Annotated in this window: 14 protein-coding genes; 6 read left to right on the top strand and 8 right to left on the bottom strand. The window is 51.7% G+C overall.

Features of this window, described 5'->3' with window-relative positions; genetic code table 11:
- Nucleotides 1–586 precede the first annotated feature (586 nt).
- The gene (locus tag AAF564_18020) at nt 587–1,060 is read right to left on the bottom strand and encodes a MarR family transcriptional regulator (protein MEM8487454.1); all 474 of its coding nucleotides are present in this window, start codon (nt 1,058–1,060) and stop codon (nt 587–589) included.
- A gap of 275 nt (nt 1,061–1,335) precedes the next feature.
- On the opposite strand from AAF564_18020, the gene AAF564_18015 reads away from it, so the two are divergent.
- Complete coding sequence (locus AAF564_18015; protein ID MEM8487453.1) at nt 1,336–4,179, top strand: DUF5060 domain-containing protein; 2,844 nt, start codon at nt 1,336–1,338, stop codon at nt 4,177–4,179.
- A 10-nt stretch (nt 4,180–4,189) separates the two neighbouring features.
- Here AAF564_18015 and AAF564_18010 read toward each other — a convergent pair whose 3' ends face one another.
- Nucleotides 4,190–4,966 (bottom strand): helix-turn-helix domain-containing protein, encoded by a 777-nt coding sequence (locus AAF564_18010; GenBank protein ID MEM8487452.1) that lies wholly within the window; start codon nt 4,964–4,966, stop codon nt 4,190–4,192.
- 82 nt (nt 4,967–5,048) lie between these two features.
- Between AAF564_18010 and AAF564_18005 the strand changes: the two genes are divergently transcribed.
- Together AAF564_18005 and AAF564_18000 are read left to right on the top strand one after the other, a co-directional pair.
- Nucleotides 5,049–5,438, top strand: a complete 390-nt coding sequence (locus tag AAF564_18005) for a hypothetical protein (protein ID MEM8487451.1) — start codon at nt 5,049–5,051, stop codon at nt 5,436–5,438.
- 137 nt (nt 5,439–5,575) lie between these two features.
- Complete coding sequence (locus tag AAF564_18000) at nt 5,576–6,124, top strand: hypothetical protein (protein ID MEM8487450.1); 549 nt, start codon at nt 5,576–5,578, stop codon at nt 6,122–6,124.
- A 127-nt stretch (nt 6,125–6,251) separates the two neighbouring features.
- On the opposite strand, the gene AAF564_17995 is transcribed toward AAF564_18000, so the two are convergent.
- The 3 genes from AAF564_17995 to AAF564_17985 all read right to left on the bottom strand — a co-directional run bounded on the left by AAF564_17995 (nt 6,252) and on the right by AAF564_17985 (nt 10,336).
- On the bottom strand, nt 6,252–7,922 hold the full coding sequence (locus AAF564_17995; GenBank protein MEM8487449.1) for a serine hydrolase domain-containing protein: 1,671 nt from the start codon (nt 7,920–7,922) through the stop codon (nt 6,252–6,254).
- A gap of 119 nt (nt 7,923–8,041) precedes the next feature.
- Nucleotides 8,042–9,352, bottom strand: coding sequence for a hypothetical protein (locus tag AAF564_17990; GenBank protein MEM8487448.1), 1,311 nt, complete (start codon nt 9,350–9,352; stop codon nt 8,042–8,044).
- A 192-nt stretch (nt 9,353–9,544) separates the two neighbouring features.
- Entirely contained in the window at nt 9,545–10,336 is a 792-nt protein-coding gene (locus tag AAF564_17985) for a DUF481 domain-containing protein (GenBank protein MEM8487447.1), read from the bottom strand.
- Between the two features lie 199 nt (nt 10,337–10,535).
- On the opposite strand from AAF564_17985, the gene AAF564_17980 reads away from it, so the two are divergent.
- The 3 genes from AAF564_17980 to AAF564_17970 all read left to right on the top strand — a co-directional run bounded on the left by AAF564_17980 (nt 10,536) and on the right by AAF564_17970 (nt 13,315).
- Entirely contained in the window at nt 10,536–10,973 is a 438-nt protein-coding gene (locus tag AAF564_17980) for a DUF1801 domain-containing protein (GenBank protein MEM8487446.1), read from the top strand.
- Between the two features lie 72 nt (nt 10,974–11,045).
- Complete coding sequence (locus AAF564_17975; GenBank protein ID MEM8487445.1) at nt 11,046–12,587, top strand: arylsulfatase; 1,542 nt, start codon at nt 11,046–11,048, stop codon at nt 12,585–12,587.
- Nucleotides 12,588–12,589: 2 nt separating this feature from the next.
- Nucleotides 12,590–13,315: a 3'-5' exonuclease gene (locus tag AAF564_17970; protein ID MEM8487444.1), complete on the top strand. Its 726-nt coding sequence runs from the start codon at nt 12,590–12,592 to the stop codon at nt 13,313–13,315.
- A 28-nt stretch (nt 13,316–13,343) separates the two neighbouring features.
- On the opposite strand, the gene rapA is transcribed toward AAF564_17970, so the two are convergent.
- The 3 genes from rapA to AAF564_17955 form a co-directional block, all read right to left on the bottom strand.
- On the bottom strand, nt 13,344–16,205 hold the full coding sequence (rapA, locus tag AAF564_17965; protein ID MEM8487443.1) for an RNA polymerase-associated protein RapA: 2,862 nt from the start codon (nt 16,203–16,205) through the stop codon (nt 13,344–13,346).
- A gap of 326 nt (nt 16,206–16,531) precedes the next feature.
- Nucleotides 16,532–17,089, bottom strand: coding sequence for a hypothetical protein (locus AAF564_17960; protein ID MEM8487442.1), 558 nt, complete (start codon nt 17,087–17,089; stop codon nt 16,532–16,534).
- Nucleotides 17,090–17,380: 291 nt separating this feature from the next.
- Nucleotides 17,381–19,459 (bottom strand): M3 family metallopeptidase, encoded by a 2,079-nt coding sequence (locus AAF564_17955; GenBank protein MEM8487441.1) that lies wholly within the window; start codon nt 19,457–19,459, stop codon nt 17,381–17,383.
- Nucleotides 19,460–19,550 lie beyond the last annotated feature (91 nt).

The raw sequence follows: 19,550 nt of genomic DNA, 5'->3' as shown, positions 1-19,550 counted from the left end.
CTTATAAGTACAAAATTGATGGGAAAAACTACGAATCTAATAAGGTCTCGTTTGGTACGGAACTGGGATACACCTGGGCAGCTGCCTCTGAGATAGTTGGGCGATATCCTTTGGGGTTAGAAACTATCTGCTATTAAGACCCTGACAATCCAGAAAGAGCTGTATTGGAAAAAGAGACCTCTTATAAGCAGGCCTTTTTGTTTTTTTCTGGTCGTTAATATCGTTTGCGTTAATGCTTTACATTGGATGGCATTGGATATTTGGTGATTTGACATTTAAGTAATTCCAACTCGTGTGCATTTGAGTAAATGGACATCCGTTCGTGAGGCGAAGTGCGAAATACAAGATCGGGAAAGGGAGAGACCAGCTAGGAATAACAGAACCAGGCAGCAATTTCGCTTTGCAGCGGCATAAACGAAACGGGCTCAAAATCTTTCTATAGAGCTCACAAATGCAGTTCTTGGTGCTGAGAACTACAAAAAAAGTGGTTCAATTTCCGATTTGTTACCCAAATGCCGTCTGGCTTCAACTTTGATTACATCGCTCGATAAGCAAGGAGAGGGCATGCGGTATGTATCAGGAGCCACTATTCTCCCAGATTTACGGATTGCCGTGCCTTTTCCAGCAGCTCTAGTAATTGGGTGCGCTCTTGTTCACTCAGATGCCCTACAAGCTCTATATGCATATTCAGGTTAGATTCATCCATTTCATTTGTTAAGGCCAGGCCCTCTGCCGTGAGGCCAACAAACCATACACGCCGGTCTTTTTCGCTCCGCTCACGCTGCACCAGGCCTTTGCGCTCCAGTTTGTCGATCAGGTTGGTAATCGACGGGACAACATTAATCATGCGGCTGGCAATTTCTAGAGAAGGGAGTTGCTCGCCGGCACCGCGAAGAATCCGCAATATGTTGTACTGGGGTTGTGACAGGCCAAATTTGCGGAAGAGCTGACCGAAGCGGTACTGAAACAGCTCGTTGGTTCGCAGTATGCTGATGATTACCTCCTGGTGCTGAAGCTCAAACGGTTTCGATTTTTTTAAGTCTTTCTGCAGTTTACTCATGGTCAATCAGCATGCACTTGCAAGATAGTGTACTAATGAATAGTTTATATATAAAGTATTTTATGGTTCGGGGTTTCTCACTACACCATATTTGTGCCACCAGATAAGAATTATAGTAGTCTGGTAACTGCATAAGCGGAGGAGTTGAGCGCGATAATCCACCGATCAAAGACCGTCGCGGTTTTGATTTAACCCCATAAAGTACTTGAGGCGCGTATCCCACCGTGCGCCATAACCTATAAATTAAATTCGACAATCTGGTGATATCCTTGGTCATGAGAAACAGGCAGCCCAATAGTGATACCATTACGTCCTCCATTCTTTCGTTTGGCAGTGTATGGATTGCCGCGTGTGTGTGTTTCATGCTGTTGCAGAGCACAACCGTGGCAGCGCAAGATGGCTGGGCATGGGAAACAATCGATGCGGTTGGCGAACCAACGGCTCGGCATGAAGCCGGCTTTGTTGCTTATAAAGATAAACTCTACTTAATCGGTGGGCGCCGGATCAACCCTACGGATGAATTTGATCCCAGGTCTAATACCTGGACAGAGAAATCGCCTCCACCAATCGAATTGCATCATTTCCAGCCTATTGTTGTCGATGACGCCATTTATTTGATGGGTGCGATGACAGGTGGTTGGCCGATGGAAAAACCACTCGATCGTGTCATCATTTATTATCCAGAACGGGACGAATATGCGTACGGGCATCCAATTCCTGCGCATCGGCAGCGTGGCGGCGCCGGCGTAGCTTATCACAATGGCAAAATCTATCTGGTTGGTGGTATTACCAACGGACACATGGATGGGTATCGTCCCTGGTTTGACGAGTATGATCCGGAAACGGGGGTGTGGCGCACATTGCCCGATGCACCAAATGCACGCGATCACTTTCAAGTTGCCGTTGCAAACAACAGGTTGTATGCCTTTGCCGGGCGTACCTCTTCGAGGCGGACCGGAGAAGACATGTCGTTAACGGTGGAGTATGGCAATGTATACGACTTTGAACGCGGGGAATGGCTGCCGGTGACTAAAAATCTTGCGTTGCCTACACTGCGAGCGGGGAATGCGGCTTTTGCCTGGCAAAACGAAATTGTTATTGGGGGCGGGGAGAGTATGACGCAAGAGGCTGCGCATTTAGAAGTGGAGGCATACAACGTTGAAAAAGGGACATGGCGCACCTGGCCGGCGCTGGAGCGCGGCCGGCACGGATCAGGTTTTGCCGTTATCGATGACTACGTCTATAAAGCATCTGGCAGTGGTAATCGTGGTGGAGGTCCTGAGCTTACCTCAATTGAGCGCCTGAAATTACCGAACGCAAATCCTGTCACGGAAGCTGACGCATTGGATCGGATCCCCGTATTCCAGCAGTGGCACACGGTCACTCTTCCATTCAGCGGAGCACAGACGGCTGAGGATGCTGCGGATAATCCTTTTCTTAATTATCGCCTGAGCGTAGACTATATCCATGAGGAGACGCAGTACACCATCCGCGGTTTTTACGCAGCTGATGGAAATGCAGCTGAAACAGGTGCTGATGCCGGTAACGTCTGGCAAGTCAGATTTACACCAGACCGTGTTGGGTCGTGGCGTTATGTAGCGCGGCTGCACCAGGGCGATAACATAGCCTTGAGCGACAACCTGACTGAAGGCACTGCTGTTGATTTACCTGGAGCTGAAGGCAGCTTCGTCGTCGTACCTTCCGACAAAGACGGCGTAGACTTTCGAAATCATGGGCGTTTGGAAGCGCATGAGGGATTTTTTCGATTTCGGCATTCGGGTGAATACTGGCTAAAAGGTGGCGCTGACAGTCCAGAAAACCTGCTGGCCTACGAGGATTTTGATGGGACATATCGTTTAAGCGCATCCGCTGATGAAGGCGAGGCCAGTACAACCGATCAAATCCACGCATATGCACCTCACCTGGAAGACTGGAAATCAGGAGATCCTACCTGGCAAGGAGAGAAAGGTAAATCGCTGATCGGTGCTGTTAATTACCTCGCGTCAACGGGTATGAATGCCGTGTATTTCATCGTGATGAATATCGAGGGTGATGGTAAAGATGTGTGGCCCTATCGCACACCCGATGATTTTACGCGTTTTGACGTTAGTAAACTGGCGCAGTGGGAAGTTGTCTTTCAGCACATGCAAGCCAAAGGAATCTTGCTCCATGTTGTACTGCAGGAGACAGAGAATGAGTTAATGTTGGATGGCGGCGATACGGGACCCATGCGGCAGCTATACTTGCGTGAATTGATTGCCCGGTTTGGCCACCATTTGGCGCTGAAATGGAATATTGGAGAAGAAAACGGGCCGGCTTCCTGGACGCCAAATGCCCAAAACGATCGGCAACGCCGTGACATGGCGAGTTTCATCAAGCAAGCTGATCCCTACAATCACCCGGTGCTTTTGCATACGCATTCCCACGACCCGGAGAGAAGCAACATCCTTTCTCAGATACTAGGTTTTGAAGACCTTGATGGTTTGTCGCTGCAGGTTGATAAGAGGGAAGGGGCAGCTACCGTGGTTGAGACCTGGCGAGAGAATGCGCGCAACGCGGGGCATGAATGGCTCGTGTCGATGGATGAGATCGGGATGTGGCACACGGGAGCGTTGCCCGATTCTCTGGATCCTGATCACGACTCGCTTAGGCAATACGTTTTATGGGGCACATTGCTTTCGGGGGCAGCGGGTGTGGAGTGGTATTTCGGTGCAAATAACCTTCACAACGACCTGACGTCTGAAGACTGGCGCCGGCGGGCGCGGCTTTGGGAGTTGACGGATTATGCATTGACGTTTTTTAATGCCAATCTGCCATACTGGGAGATGCAGCCAATGCACAACATTGTGAGCGCTACAGATGCCTATTGTTTAGGTAAAAGAGGTGAAGTCTATGCCATCTACTTGGCAGACGCTGCTGAGCACACAATCGATTTACGCGCAGCAGAAGGCGGCTTCAGTCTGCAATGGTATAACCCTCTTACAGGGGGAGAATTGCGCGAGGGTACGGTTACAACGATCCAGGGAGGTGCTATGCGTTCATTGGGTAGCCCGCCGCCGGGTTCATATCCATCGAATCAAGATTGGGTGATCCTGGTGAAAAAAAATCAAGATAGTTAGGGAGCTAATGCTATTTCTCATTTCCGAATAAAACGTGCATGGGTACCTCAGAGTTCGCATCGAGCGGGACCATTAACTCCACTTCAAAATTCTCGGCTATTGCATCGTGCACTGAGACCAGCCGGCCATGGAGCGATGTGAACCGCAGTGGCGGTTGATCTGCGATCTGGACGATAATGGGTACATATATCGGGACATCCTCATTACCAGCTAGAAATTGGGGTACGTGCTCGAACCGGCCGAGTCTAATCGCAGCCTCCAGGGCGTCTCGTACGGGTTTCGACCGTTGCGCTACCTCCTGAATGCGCGTATAGAAGCTCGCACTTGCTGCCTCCCAGTTTGTGACGAGGGGTTGAAATTTCGGTGACAAAAATAGCGTGTGCATGTTGCTTACACCGTCGAACATGTTAATCATACGCTGCCCTGGCGCATTGGCTCTCAGAAAATTCCAGTCCTTGTCGACTACAAACCCTGGAAATGGCCAATGCCGAAGGAGCTGGCTCGTGATGAGGTCTAGCGTGCCCTGGACTTCAGCGTCGTCGAGTTCACGTTGTGGATATGGACTTCGGAAGCCAGCTGCGTCGAAGAGTAATGCACGATTAGCGCTGGGGAGGCGCACAGAGGTGACGATTCTGGCGATCATAGACCGTGACGGGGTTGAGCGTCCTGTTTCTAGGAAGGACAAGTGACGCTGGGTAGTTCCTATAACGTGAGCTAGCGCTTCTTGTGAGAGTCCTAGATCTTGCCGGATGGACTTGAGCGCGGAGCCAAAAGACTGAGTAGCCATTATTCCCTCCAAGGGAATTGTGGTTATTACTTCTTCACGTTAGAATACGGAAAGTATTCGTTCCACGCCAAGCATCATACTCATGGATCCTTTTGTCCCTTCACTCCTTGCACTTGCTATTACAGGCCTTTTCGCGATTGCCACGCTGCTTACCGGTGCCGCAGCCTTGTTTGCCAATAAGGGGCTGTCTTTGCTCGTACGTACCGAAAACTTCAAGCCCATCAATTCGGAAGAGATTGTCACCGCACCAAACGTGCGTGGCTGGGGGGCGCGACAGATTGTCACGGGCATATGCCTGTGGGCAGCGCTTATCCTGGGTGACCAGGTGCTTTTCCAGGTTGGACTACTGAGCGTGCTCATTCGCCAGGGACTTGACATTCTGCTTTACGTACTCGACCGAACGCCCCAGCGAACCATCCTGTTTATTGCAGCTGCTATACCGACGGCAGCTGCTTTTATGAGCGTTTTGTAGGCACGATCAATGCTACGGGATAAGATGGGGGGAATACGGCTAAAAAAATGGCGCTTTTCTGTGATTGCATCTCCATAACAACACTCGGTAGTTTCTCATACCTGCCGTAGTTTGTACCATCATTCTGCTATAAAGACGTGAAGGCTCGTTTATTTGTAACCCTCTTTTTGTTCGTAACGATAAATTTTCCTTTGAACTCAGTTGCTCAAGATTCAAATGCCTTTCCTACCACAGAAGAAATGGCAGAGCTGGAGTGGATGATCGGAAAATGGGATTGGAAAGGTGAATGGTTTCCCAACGACCCATCTGAAAGATCTCCGCTTCACTTTATAATGGATTGTGATTGGTTATTTGGGAAAACCATAATTGAATGTGATTTCTTTTTACCCAATGCCCCAGATGATCTTTATCAGAGAGAAGTATACAGTTACGATACGCTTAACAAAAATTATGTTGTTGCTGCATTTATTGGGAGAGGATTTGGAACGCAACCAGTAACAGGCAACTTGATCAAGCATGGCAAAAGCTGGGTAATGCAGGCGGAGTTTATCATGCCAGAGCGAAAATCTTTCGATCAAATGGTCAAAACCCCAGAAGGTGATACGTTCAAGGTTGAGCAGTATCAGAGTGTGAATGGAAGCATGATGAAAAAAGTTCAGGATTCAGTAGTAACGAAAACTGACTAGATTTTATCAGCAGGCGAACCACGAACTGGACTTTTGAAGGACATAAGAGGGTAGAAGTATAACCTATTTCGCAATATATCGGGGTTTACGAAATCACGCACAAAAGCCGTAAATCATCAACCCCATGTCAGAATTTGCTGAATAAAACATTGCGTGAGCGGCTATCCGAGGCGAGGAATCCTGTAATCTCTCCTGAGGCATTTCGCACAAATTCGACTTCACGCATAAACCAGCGATTGCTTTTAAATACATCCTCGATGAGCGGGGAGAGCGCTATGGTGCCGTGGCGCAGGTGTTGAAAGATCAGCTTGCCTTCGTAGATTGCAGCAGTGTAGGTTGTTTCCAGTTCTTCACTGTAGTAGGTGCCCAGATATGCATCCACCCTAACATCCTCCTGTGCGATTACAGCGCTCACGCGCGGTGCCTGGTATTGTCTGTAATCAAAATAGGTAGCGGGGGCTGAATCGGGGCCTTTAAAGTCGATGTGGGATCCGTACGCCTGGACCCAGAATTTTGTAGCTGACACGGGCGTCATGTCAAAGGCTGACTCATTGGTTGCCTGTGTTTTGAGGGTATTGCCTGCTCTGAAAATGTTCACATACCAGCCCGGACCGAGTTTGTAGTTTCCCACAAAGCGATCGAGTTGGGACTCAGTCAATGTTATTGATGTGACCTCCTCGTTGCTTGTTGGTTCTTCCGGAATGAACCGGTCTTTCAGGTAGAGATCTACAATTTCATACGCGCGCCGGCGTGCGTTCAGGTCGCCGGCATTGCTCAACACAATCACGGAAAAACGTTCTTCTGGAAAGCGGACAAGATAGGTATTAAACGCCGCCCAGCCACCAGAGTGGGTCACCTGCGCAAGCCCTCTGTATGACCCGATCGAGTTGCCAAACGCATAGGCAATTTCTTTTCCATCGTTGAGAACGCCTTGTTCGTGCATCTGCGACATCACCGCCGGCCCGCCGACGGTTTTGGTCTCAAAGTTCTGTACCCATTTGATCAGGTCATCAACACTCGTAAACAGCGAACTCGATGCGAGGGCTGTTAACCCGTTCGGCACCATTTTGTACTGACTTCCTGCTTTACGATACCCCTGCGCTCTATTCTCGACAATCATCTGGTGGTCATCGTGAAAGTGGCTGTGGTTCATTTCGAGTGGTGTAAACACATGCGCATCCATCCATTCGGGAAAAGATTGGTCTGTGACGCGGGCGACGGTCTCTGCAAGCAGGTTGTAGCCTGTATTCGAATAGGAGTATTCAGCACCCGGCTCAAAATTCAAAGCCTGCTGCTTCCATACCATCCGCAGGATCTGGTCGAAGGTGATGATGTCGTCCATCTGCCAGCCGGCCATAGACAGCGTACCGGGCCAATCGCGCAAGCCACTGGTGTGGTGAACGAGATGGCGAAGGGTGATTGGGTTGCCGAAGTCGGGGACTTCTGGGATATGGGTGTGTATCTCGTCGTCTAATGCTATGGTGCCGGCTTCAGCCAGCATGGCGATTGCCATGGCACCAAATTGCTTGGACACGGAAGCAATATCGAAAATCGTTGATGAGGTGTTCGGAATGCCGTGTTCCAGGTTTGCCATGCCGTAGCCCTTTTTGTAGCGCACCTCGCCATCTTGAACAATGGCAATCGCTGCACCGGGTGATTCTGCATGATCCCACTGCGCAAACAACGCGTCAACCTGATCTGTTGTTGGCTCAGAAGACTGTGCTGTGGCTAAATGGGGAACTAGGGTTAGGGTGAGAAAAAAGCACAAGGCTCTGATTGAAACGTGCGGTACGGGCATAGCTTTCACGGTCATCGCTTGGGAGGGGGCATTTTAACACAGCAGCCTTCAGCAGTCTGTGCTGAATCCCTCGTGACGAGTAACATCTTTAAAAGGTTACAGGAAAGCGTGCCCGCAACTTAGAACCGATCCCTGCTGCCGACGCCATCAAAACGCGGGTTAACAACGTTGTTGAGGAGGGAGCCGAAGCGATAGCGCAACCCAAAGCCGAATCCGGATTCGAAGTTTGTCTCGAGCTGTCTTCGCCGCAGAAGTACCTCCTCCAGGTCCGCGTCGCCTATGGGGAGATTGATCTGGTCATGGATGAGTTCGAGAAAGCCACCAATCTCAACGGAAAGCCCTCTTGTGATGCGAATTTCGAACGCTGCATCGAACTCAAGACTATGGCGCGAAAGGTCGTGCAAGTACTGGGATGCATTGACGCCGATCTCGATCTCTCCCCATGGCTGAACAACTTCATATCCTGCGTTGAGCAGGTGCTGTGGGAGAAATTCTTCGAGCTTCTCGTAAATCGTTGTCTCTCGATAGATGAGGTGTGACGCGCCTATACGGTAGGCGACCGTCAACTGGCGCCGATTTGCCTCGCGATAGGGGAAAAGGCTCCACTCTACAGCACCCATGAAGCGGTAGCGCCAGTCTATGTTGGAGAACGTCGAGGTGAGGGCGTCTGCGTAAGCGCCAACAGACCAGTGCGGTGAGATGCTCTTAATTGCATAGCTGGTGAAGCCGTCGCGCCGCGCTGAGCTCGTAATTGTTTCGTCACCACGCTCAAACTGGTCGTAGTTGTAGTTGAAGAACGGCCGGAATTGAAGCTTCCACGCTTCGGTCACGCGGCTAATAAACACGCCATACCTGGAGTCGAAGGAGCGTTGTTGGGATTCATAATCCGCGCTACCGTCGGCATAAAGTGTGATTGTCCAAAGATTCCATGGGTCGTCTGTTGGCTGGGTTTGCTCAACAGTACCTTCGTTTTCTTGTGTAATTTCCACGCGCAATTGGTCGCGCAACGGCGTTTGCATCAAGTACGGGACGAGCGTGGCTTCGAGGGTCTGGAGGAACGCATTGCGCTCTTCGTCCTCGGTGGCGTTGACGGGTATCGTGAAGAAGGTCGTGAAATCCGTGTCTTCAAATTGACGCAAGCCGATGACGTCCAGGGTCTGTACCTCGCCGCCGGCGCCTGTGCGTTCCCGCGTAACGAGAACGTGGATGTCGGCGACTTCACGGTCGAGGACGTGATCCAGGTAGGGTGTCTCTTGTCGTATAAACGTCCCGTCACAGAAACCGCAGTCGAGAAAAAGGGCGACTCGTGCAGGTGTGTCCGTCTCGGTCTGCTGGGCGATAGCAAGGTTAGCAGCCGTGCCGAGCCATAAGAGTGAAGTTAAACAAACTGTTTTTGTGGTACTTCCTATGCTCTTAACGAAATGGCTCATCCGGGGTCGTGTGGTTGAATGCAGTATTGGGGCAGTCTGGAGGCAAGCGGTGTGTACCTCGTGGGAGAATATAAAGCCAAGCGTGTTTAGTCTCATCTACTGAAGAAAAATTCTTTCAGTGATGCGTTGGGCAGTCTTAGCCGAAAGGATGGCGTATTTTGGATACCACGCAACTTGGGATATTATACAGCATCAAATATCAAACTTGAGCCCGTTGCGCATGTCGATGTCGAGTGACTTTAGCGTCCCTGGTGGCCGGCTGTCATAACGCAGATTTAAGCTCGTGAAAAACGAGAAACGAGAGGAGAGCTCAATTTGCAGCCCGCTATCCAGCAAAATTCTGATATCCCCAAAATCATCAAAGCGCGGCTGGGCATAGCCGGTATTGAAGAACGCAACCTTATCGTTGAGCTTGAGGCGAATGTTGATGTAGTTATTCCAGCGGTTGGTTGTGATTTCCGCCAAATGGTCGCCTACGTTGTCGGGGTCGAGCGACTCGTGCTCAAACATAAAGCTTGTGCCCTGATAAATAGCAATATTTTCTCGTTTCACGTAAGGAATTCTGATACCAATGCCGGCAAGCACACGCAGCTGTAACCGTGTAAACGCGTCATTTTCAACCTGGCCAAAAAGTTCTGTGGTAACAAACGGCGACGCATCGTGCATGAAGCGCAGGTGTGCAAACGCGCGATTCTTGTACGTAGTACCACGCGATTCTCCGTAGCCAACATTGCCGAGCAAGAAAATGTGGTTCTTGTCTCTTTTGTGATCCACCCGGGCGCTGCTGCTTACGTCATAGCGGGTTACGTTGCCGCTGCGGAATGAAAATGTTGTGGCAACGGCTAGCGAAAGGCCTTCGGGGTCTTCCACCCGTGTTTTTTCTATGTTGATCTGAGCAGCAACGGGACTGACAGTGGCGAAGAAAAGAAAGCCAGCAAGTATACCTAGAAGTGTATAACTGCTGCGGTGAAATACTACACGCACGAAAGCAGTGGGTCTGGTTAAGATTAGATTGCTTCAAGTTTACAGTATCGTAAACTACAATGGATAGCTAAACCGCACAACCTGTAGGGGGATCTGGCGTACAAATCCGGCGCAAATTCACCCATGACGATATGCTGTCACAGGGAGCAGATATTGTTGATGCATAAGGCCGGCGCAATCAGAGCAAGCAAGAAAACAGATGACACAACCCAACGCTGAATTTCAGCAGCCCAACGTACAAGCGGTATTTGATCAATACCCACAGGATGTCCAACCCAAAATGCTACAGCTTCGACAGCTTATTCTGGACACTGCGGCCGGCATGGATGAAGTTGGTGAGTTGGAAGAAACGCTGAAGTGGGGAGAGCCCAGTTACCTCACCTCAAAGACAAAAAGCGGCAGCACCATCCGGATCGATTGGAAGTCCCGTGCGCCGGGGCACTATGCCATGTATTTCAATTGCCAGACGACCCTGGTCAGCACCTTTCGCGAAATGTATGCAGACGTACTCGAATTTGAAGGCAACCGCAGCGTGGTGTTTAGTTTGAATGCACCGTTGAAAACGGATGCTGTGAGGCATTGTATTGCTATGGCCCTGACGTACCACCTCGACAAAAAGCAGCGACGCCAGGGATGAACGCCGGCAGGGTTGCCAGAATGCCGGGCGAGCGCTAAGTTGTCCGATATTGGCAATAAACTCCCCCCTGTCATGCACACAAATAAAATCGCGCTATCGGCATGTTTACTATTGCTTGCCGCTTTAGCCTGTAATCCCTCGGATCATCAATCTGAAATTCGCCCCAACATTGTCCTCATTATGGCAGACGATCTTGGGTATTCCGACCTCGGGGCTTATGGTGGTGAAATTGAAACGCCACACCTCGACAGGCTGGCAACAGAAGGTATCCAGTTTACACAGTTCTACAACAATGCCAAGTGCACTGAATCCCGTGCTGCGCTGCTCAGTGGGGTATACCATCATCAGTCCCAAAACTTCAGTATTCCGAATCATGTCACACTGGCTGAGGCGCTAAAAGATGCCGGCTATTCGACGATGATGTCGGGCAAGTGGCATTTGCCCGACAATCCGGTTGAGCGTGGATTTGACCGATACTTTGGCTTTTTGGTAGGAGCCGTTAACTTCTTTACCGGTTATCAGTGGCAAGGGGATGAGAATCCGATGCGTTTGGGTAAAGAGGTGTTTGAAGTACCGGAAACCGGATTTTATACCACTGATGCCTTTACAGATTATGCACTAGATTTTATCGACGAAGCACTAGAAAAGCCTGATCCGTTTTTTCTGTACCTGGCACATAACGCACCGCATTTTCCCTTGCATGCACTACCAGAAGACATCAAGAAGTATGAAGGGCGGTACAACGAAGGCTGGGATGCGCTACGCGATGCGCGCTATACGCGGATGATGGACATGGGCCTTATCGATGCTTCATGGCCGTTGACGCCGCGCGACAGTTATGTGCCGGCCTGGGATACGTTGTCAGAAGAAGAACAGGAAGCAGAAGCCTATCTGATGGCTGTTTACGCCGCAATGGTTGATCGGTTGGATCAAAATATTGGACGGCTCATGACGCACCTCGAAGCCAAAGGTGTGGCAGACAACACCCTCGTCATCTTTTTGTCTGATAATGGTGGTTGCCCGTACAAGTTTGATCACACACCAGACGTCGACGCAGGCCCGCGTGACAGCTACCGGTCTTATAACAGCGAATGGGCCAATGCTAGCAACACACCGTTCCGGCTTTACAAGCAGTATAGCCACGAAGGGGGAATAGCGACGCCGTTTATAGTCCATTGGCCCAACGGGATTGCTACACCGGGCACCCGTTCCAATCAGGTTGGGCACCTGGTCGATATGATGCCTACTTTACTGGATGTAGCGGATGCCGCGTATCCAGATACGTATGATGGAAACCAGGTTTTGCCGATGGAGGGCGTAAGTTTGGCCGGCGTATTTAAGGGAGAGGCTGTTGAAGAACGTCCCCCGATTTACTGGGAGTTTTGGGGCAATCGGGCTGTGCGGGAAGGGCCATGGAAACTGGTCGCGGAGCGGTCGAAGGATTGGGAGCTCTACAATGTTGTAGAAGACCGGACGGAACTGGTAAACCTCGTTGAACGTGAACCTGACCGGGTAGCCAGAATGGCTGCCATGTATGATGCGTGGGCTGCTCGTGCAACGGCGCTTTCCCATGCAGAAGGGCTCGCGAAAGGGCCATCAACCCAACCGAGATAATTATGCGCCTGGAGCGACCGCTTTTATTTTTTGACCTTGAAACGACGGGCCTCGATACTGATCGCGACCGCGTAATCGAGTTCGCCGGCATCAAGGCGTTTCCCGACAAAACGCAGGAACGGTTTGAGTCGTTCATCAACCCGGAGCGGCCGATTCCTGCTGAGGTAACACAGCTCACGGGCATCACCAATGAAATGGTGGCTGATGCGCCTACTTTTCAGGAATTGATCCCTGCGTTGCAGAAGCTCATGAAAGACGCTGATCTTGCCGGCTACAACGTGATCAACTTCGATATCCCAATGCTTGAGTCGGAGTTCAAGCGCTGCAGCACGCCGTTGCCAGGGCCTGCCAATCGCTCTGTTGTTGATCCCCTCGAAATCCTCAAGAAGCACGAAGTACGTACGTTGTCATGGGCACACCGGTTTTACATGGATGAAGAGCCGGGCGAAGGGCATCGGTCGATGGAGGACACAGAGACAACAATGAACGTGCTTCGCGCCCAAATTCGAAAGTATGGCCTGTCTGGTTCTGTGGCGGAGATTCAGCAGGAAATCAGGTATCCTTACCTCGACGGCGGGCGCCGGCTCAAACAGGAGGGTGATCAGATTCTCATCAACTTTGGTAAATACCGCGGCAAGGCACTGTCTTACATCCGCCAGGTAGACCCCGAATACATCAGTTGGATGCGCGAAAACCTGGGCATGGAGGTCGCACGAATTTTGTCGTAAGGAGGGAGGCGTGCCGATAGCACACGCATCATCCAACCAACGCTGCCGGCCCTTGCCAGATCAGGCGGAGGGCGTCGAGGCGGAGGCGAGCGTGTTCGATGGCTTCGCCGAAGGCCAGTAACTGATGCTGCGCAAGTTCAATTTCATCCGGACGCACATTACTGTTCATGTGCTGGAGATACCGCAGCCGGTTGATTTCTGTAGCCAACTGGGTTTGCATGGCCTCACGTTTGGCCGATTTAATCGCCGTTGCGTGTGCATTGGCAACAGCTTGCGCGGCATCGAGCATGGATGGAATGAGGTCCTGTGTAACACGGTTGTTATCGAGGAGCCGGTCGGGTTTACCCTTCCTGAGCAGTTGCTCGAACAAGGCCGGCGTATGCACATCCGAAAGATCTTCTCCCATCCGATTGACAACCACCCGGATCGGGGTAGCCGGTAGAAACCGATCCACAGCAGCCGCTTCTTTGGCTACAGGTTCGAGGACAAAGACTGCCTCGATAAGCATGTCCGATTCTTCCTCATCAACGAGGATGCCATAGCTGCTGTTGCCTTTTTCAACGCCAAGCATCACATCTAGCGCACCGGTAACCATGGGGTGGTCCCAACTGAGGAATTGAATTTCTTCCCGCACAAGGGCGCGCTGCCTGTCGAATGTCACGGTGATGCCGTCATCCGGTATTTCGGGAAATGCCTCGATCGTGATACGCTGCGGATTCAGGTAATAGGTACGCGGTGCGTGTTCTTCAACCTGCACGCCAACTGATTCAAGAATCTCGAGCATGTAGTTTTCGAGGGTAACATCCTGATCTTCCTGCTCAATGTCGGCAATCAGGTGCTGCGCGGTATCTGGCCGGAATGAATTCAATTCAATCAGGCGATCGCGGCCGTCTTGCAGGCTCTTTTTGAGGGCCAGATGGGCTTTGCGGGTATCCAGGATGCGCTGGTCGAGTTGTGCAAGGATGTCTTTGTCTGACTTGCCGGCCGATTTGTGAGCGAGCGTCCTGATTTCGGCTGCAAGTGCAACCAGTGTATCATTGGTGCCGGACAAATTTCTTTCAAAAGCTTGCAGCCCTTCATGGTACCAGCGGGCTGTGTAGTTCTGTGGACTGCCGGCGAGGAAAGGGATGTGGATGTGGATATCAGCCTTCTGGCCAATGCGGTCTAGCCGGCCAATACGCTGTTCAAGCAACTCTGGATTGATCGGTAGATCAAACAAAACGAGATGGTGTGCAAACTGGAAATTACGCCCTTCGCTACCAATTTCAGAGCAAATCAGAAGCCGCGCGCCGTCTGCTTCTGCGAACCAGGCCGCGTTCCGGTCCCGCTGGACCAATGTAAGGTCCTCATGAAAAATGCCGGCGCTGATGTTGACTTGTTTGCGTAGCGCTTCGTGTAGGGCCAGTGCTTTTTTCTTCGTCCGGCAAATCAGCAATACCTTTTCTTCAGCCTGTTCTTTCAGAAAGGCAATAAGCCAGCTGAGCCGCGCGTCGTCTGCGAAGACATACCGTGGCTCGCTTTCGCTAAGTCCGGTGTCATAAGCAAACTCGCGTTTCATGCGCTCCATATAAGGCGCTTCACCTTTGGGGAGGGGGAGTGAAATGAGTTTGGGAAGTCGGCTCGGAAAGCCCGTCATGTTTGCGCGTGTGTTGCGCAGCAATACCCGTCCTGGCCCGTGAAGGTCGAGTAATTCTTCCACAAAGGCTTGTTTGGCTTGTCCAGACAACGGCGACGCCAATTGTTCTGCCATGTGATCAGGCGCGTCTTTAAACCGCTGCAGTACGTAAGTCTGCTCAGCTTTTGTCAACGGTTGTTCTGCAATCACCTTTTCGACAACTGTGGCGATATCACGGTACGTATCAGCTGCTTTCTGGAAGGCTTTGAAATCGTTGTAGCGGTCGGGGTCGAGCAACCGGAGCCGGCCAAAGTGGCTCTCAACGCCGAGCTGTTCTGGCGTAGCTGTGAGCAAGAGCAAGCCTTGTGCCCCCTGACTCAGGGCATCAATAAGCTGGTAGGCAGGACTCGCTTCTTCAACCGACCATGCAAGATGATGTGCTTCATCAACTACCAGCACATCCCAGCCAGCAGCGCGGGCCTGGGCGGCGCGTTTGGGGGCGTTATTCAGAAAGTAGAGACTGCATAAGATGAGCTGGTCATCTAAAAACGGATTGTTATCAGGTGCACCGGGTGCCACTGCTACGCAACGCTCTTCATCGTAAATGTTAACCCAAAGGTTGAAGCGGCGAAGTAACTCAACAAACCACTGGTGTACAAGCGATTCAGGGACAACGATGAGCACGCGGGAGGCCTGGCTGCTTCGCAGCATGCGGTGAATGATCAGGCAGGCTTCGATGGTTTTACCCAGTCCCACTTCGTCGGAGAGCAGTACGCGTGGTGCATGCCGGCTGCTCACTTCATGGGCAATGTAGAGTTGGTGCGGGATGAGATCGATGCGACCGCCGATGAAGCCGCGGACGGCGCTTGAGCGCTGGTGGTGGCGCAGTACGTGGGTGCGATAACGCAGGTCGAATGCCCGTAGGCCATCCAATTGACCGCTAAGTAGCCGGTCTTCAGCTGTATCGAAGCTTATCGCGTCGCTGAGGTTGGCTTCTGGTACGCTTACGCCATTGCCTACATAGGTGATCAGGTTGTCCATTTCCTGAATGTCCTCTATGGTAAGCTGTTCGTTGCTCTCTGTGGTTATGGTGTCGCCAATTTTGAAACGGACACGCTTGAGGGGGGCGCCGGCAGCAGCGTACATCCGCATTTCGCCTGATGCAGAGAACAGTACCTGTACACGGCCCTTGCTTAATTCAACGACCGTACCAAGGCCCAGGTCGGGTTCGGGTTCACTGATCCAGCGCTGACCAACAGCGTACTCATTCTCCATGCCGGCGGATTTGTTTGATAAGCATCAACGTAAACAGCGGCCTGTGACCTCACGTTGTAGGCAAGAGTTCCATTTGTGGGCGGGGCTAAAGTGTGAATTGAACGAGGGCGATGCGATGTTAGTTGATGGGTTGCGTTAAATGCCAATTTTCGAGTGCTGAATGTCGATTGATTTTCTCCTTTTTGCCACAGAAGGATGCTATTGCGTTACTACCAGCACTGTAATACCGCAGAACAGGAGCACGAAAAGACAAAAAAGCAGGGTATTTCCTCAACGCTTACGTAATGCGCAGCAATTGATAGATTCTTCTGGCGCGAGGTGATTTGCTAGCCCTTCATGCGCATGCGTTCTGCGCCTGTAATTTCACTGCCATTTCGGTTGATACGGATGATGTAGTCGTTGCGCATGACGTTGAGCGTGACCTGGAGCCAGTCTTCTTTCATGTGCGGGATCATCATTTCGTCAACGAGCAGCAGGTCGGCGTTCTCACATACCTCGGCAAGTGCATTGGGGTGGCCTTCAAACAAAATGACGGCGTGGCCGAGTTGGACAAAGCCTTCTAGGGTGCCCAGGAAAGGAATACACTGGTAGGGGTCTTCCTGCAGCGCCTCGTAATCGGTCATGCCCACGGCGACAACAAGCCATTGTTCGGTTGATGGTGCAATAGACTCAAGGTGGGCGATAAACTCCAGTGGGAGCGTGTCTTTGGGGGGGAGATTGATAGACGTTTTAATCTCGCGCCCCGGCGTGATCATGACGAGGCGGCGGTTTACCGGGTCGAAGGCGAGATCTCTGGCATACTGGACAGTGCCTTCTTGGAGAGGGGCAACAGCCGGCATCCTTGGAGAAAAGTCTATTGTATTCACTCCAACGAGTTGGTTCATTGGTTTAGGAAGGGCATTATTATGCCAGTCGTTCCATTTGCGCGCTTCTCGAAGGATGAGGGTCGAATTTTACCAGTTTTTTTCGAAAGGAAGGATTATTGGTCGAAAAAACGGTGTGTAGGTAGCGTAAGCGCTGGAAACGGCTGCCGTATTAATGGGCAAATAGCGAGGCACAAATCTAGGGCATGCCCCCACGCGAGCCGGCAGTCTTTTTGATCTTCCGGGTGGCGCTTTTGGATGAACTGCGCCGGGGTGGAGGCGCAGTTCATCGCGAACAAGTCAGTTTACCCGTCAGGAAAGGCCGGCATGGCGAAGCAGGGCGTCGGTGTTTGGCGCCCGGCCCCTGAAGTCCTGGTATACATCCATCGGGTGCCGGCTGCCGCCCTGGGCGAGAACCGTATCGCGGTATTTGCGGCCGAGCGACTCAATGGCGGTTGTGTTGTCAAGGCCAGCTTCTTCAAATGCTGCAAATGCATCTGCGCTGAGCACTTCAGCCCATTTGTAGCTGTAGTATCCGGCAGCATACCCGCCGGCAAAAATGTGCGAGAAGCTACACAGAAAGCGGTCTTCCGGCAGGGGCATTTTGACCAGGATTTCGCCGGCCAGTTTACGATATACCGCCCAAACATTCCCGTTTCCATCAGGGGTGTAGGTACTGTGCAGTGCAATGTCGAGTGCGCCAAAGAGCAGTTGCCGTACCATTTGAGAGCCGGCGCGGTAGGTCCGTGCAGCGCAAATCTTTTCGAATAATGCTTCAGGTAAAGGTTCACCTGTTTCATAATGGGCGGTCATGCCTAGAAGGGTTGGCTTGTGGTAACACCAGTTCTCCATAAACTGGCTGGCAAGCTCCACAGCATCCCATTCGACGCCGTTAATGCCGGCGACACTGGCGTAATCTACAGTGGTTAGCATCCCTTGTAAGCCGTGGCCAAACTCGTGGAAGAGCGTTTCAACCTCGCGGAAGCTCATCAAGGAGGGCACGTCACCAACAGGGGGCGTACCATTACAGCATAGGTGTACAACAGGCACCTGCAGTGCGCCGTTGTGCCATCGACGGTCGAGACAGCTGTCCATCCATGCGCCGCCGCGTTTCTCGGCAGGCCTTGAGAAGGGGTCGAGGTAGAACGAGGCAATGTGGTCGCCGGCTTCAGACAACACGCGGTAGAATTGCACATCGTCGTGCCACACTGAGGGTTCGTTGTTTACCTCTTCAAACGTTACACCAAAAAGAGAGGTGCAGAGCTTGAACAGTCCGTCTCTCACCCGGTCAAGCGGGAAATAGGGGCGCAGCTCTTCGTCTGTAAAAGCGAACTTTTCTTCTCGCAAACGTTCGCTCCAGAAGGCAACATCCCAGTGGGCCAGCGATGATTCGTGCCCAGACTGCTTGGCAAACGTCTCCAGTTCTTCGTGTTCACGCAACGCATGGCTACGCGATTTTTCGGTGAGAGAAGCGGTCATTTCCCGTACTGCATCAACACCAGGTGCCATTTTGGCCGCCAGGCTGAGGTCTGCGAACGTATCATAGCCCAGCAGTGCAGCTTTCTCTTTGCGGAGGGCGAGGATTTTGTCGATCAACGGGGCATTGTCGAGTTCACCAGCGGAGGCCCGGGTGATAAACGCGCGGTACACCTGTTCGCGTTGTTCGCGTTGCCGGCTATGCTGCATAAAGGGTACAAAGCTCGGGTAATCAAGCGTGATGCGCCATGGGCCATTTTCGGGGTTGGGCGTTGCCTCGCCTTCTTGCGCCATTGCATGCGAGTGCGCGGCAACCTGCCGCAAGCTCTGCGGCCAACCTGCTGTATGGGCAGGATCGGTTACAAGGAGCTCGAACGCCTTGGTTGCGTCAAGGACGTGGTTGGAGAAATCAGTGCTCAGTTGGGAGAGTTCTTTGGCAATTTCCGCGAAGCGGTCTTTGGCTTTGCCTTCGAGTCCGACGCCGGCGTGCTCAGCCGCGCGGATTTTAAGAGAGACTGCCCGCTGTTGTCCTTCATTCAGCGTATCCCACGCTTCACTCTCGCGTAGGGCTACCAGGCCTTTGTAAATAGCGCTGCTCTGGCTAATCCGTAGTCCAAGTGCAACAACTTTTGGCAGGACGTCCTGGTGCGCCGTTCGTAGTTCATCCTGATTTTTTACGCTGAGCAAATGGCTGATCGGGCCCCATGCGTATTCAAACGGCACATCGAGGGCTTCGAGTGCGGTTACAACGCCTTCCCATGTAGGCGTTACTTCTTTTTCAATCGTCTCAAACTGTCGGGTTATTTCAGCAATGAGGTGTTCAACGGCCGGCACAACGTGCTCCGGATTGATCTGGCTGAACTGTGGCAAGCCTTCGGTGTGAAGGAGGGGATTCCCGGATAGACTGGTTTCCATAGGGCGAACTTGAGGCAATACATTAGAATTGGAAAGGATTGGATATTGATTAATATCCGAGAGGTTTCTTGGCATGAAATATTTTATACTG

Source organism: Bacteroidota bacterium, from assembly GCA_039111535.1.
In the GTDB taxonomy this organism is placed as follows: domain Bacteria; phylum Bacteroidota; class Rhodothermia; order Rhodothermales; family JAHQVL01; genus JBCCIM01.
The sequence above is the reverse complement of the archived record's forward strand: the minus strand, read 5'-3'. Positions and strand labels throughout refer to the sequence as shown.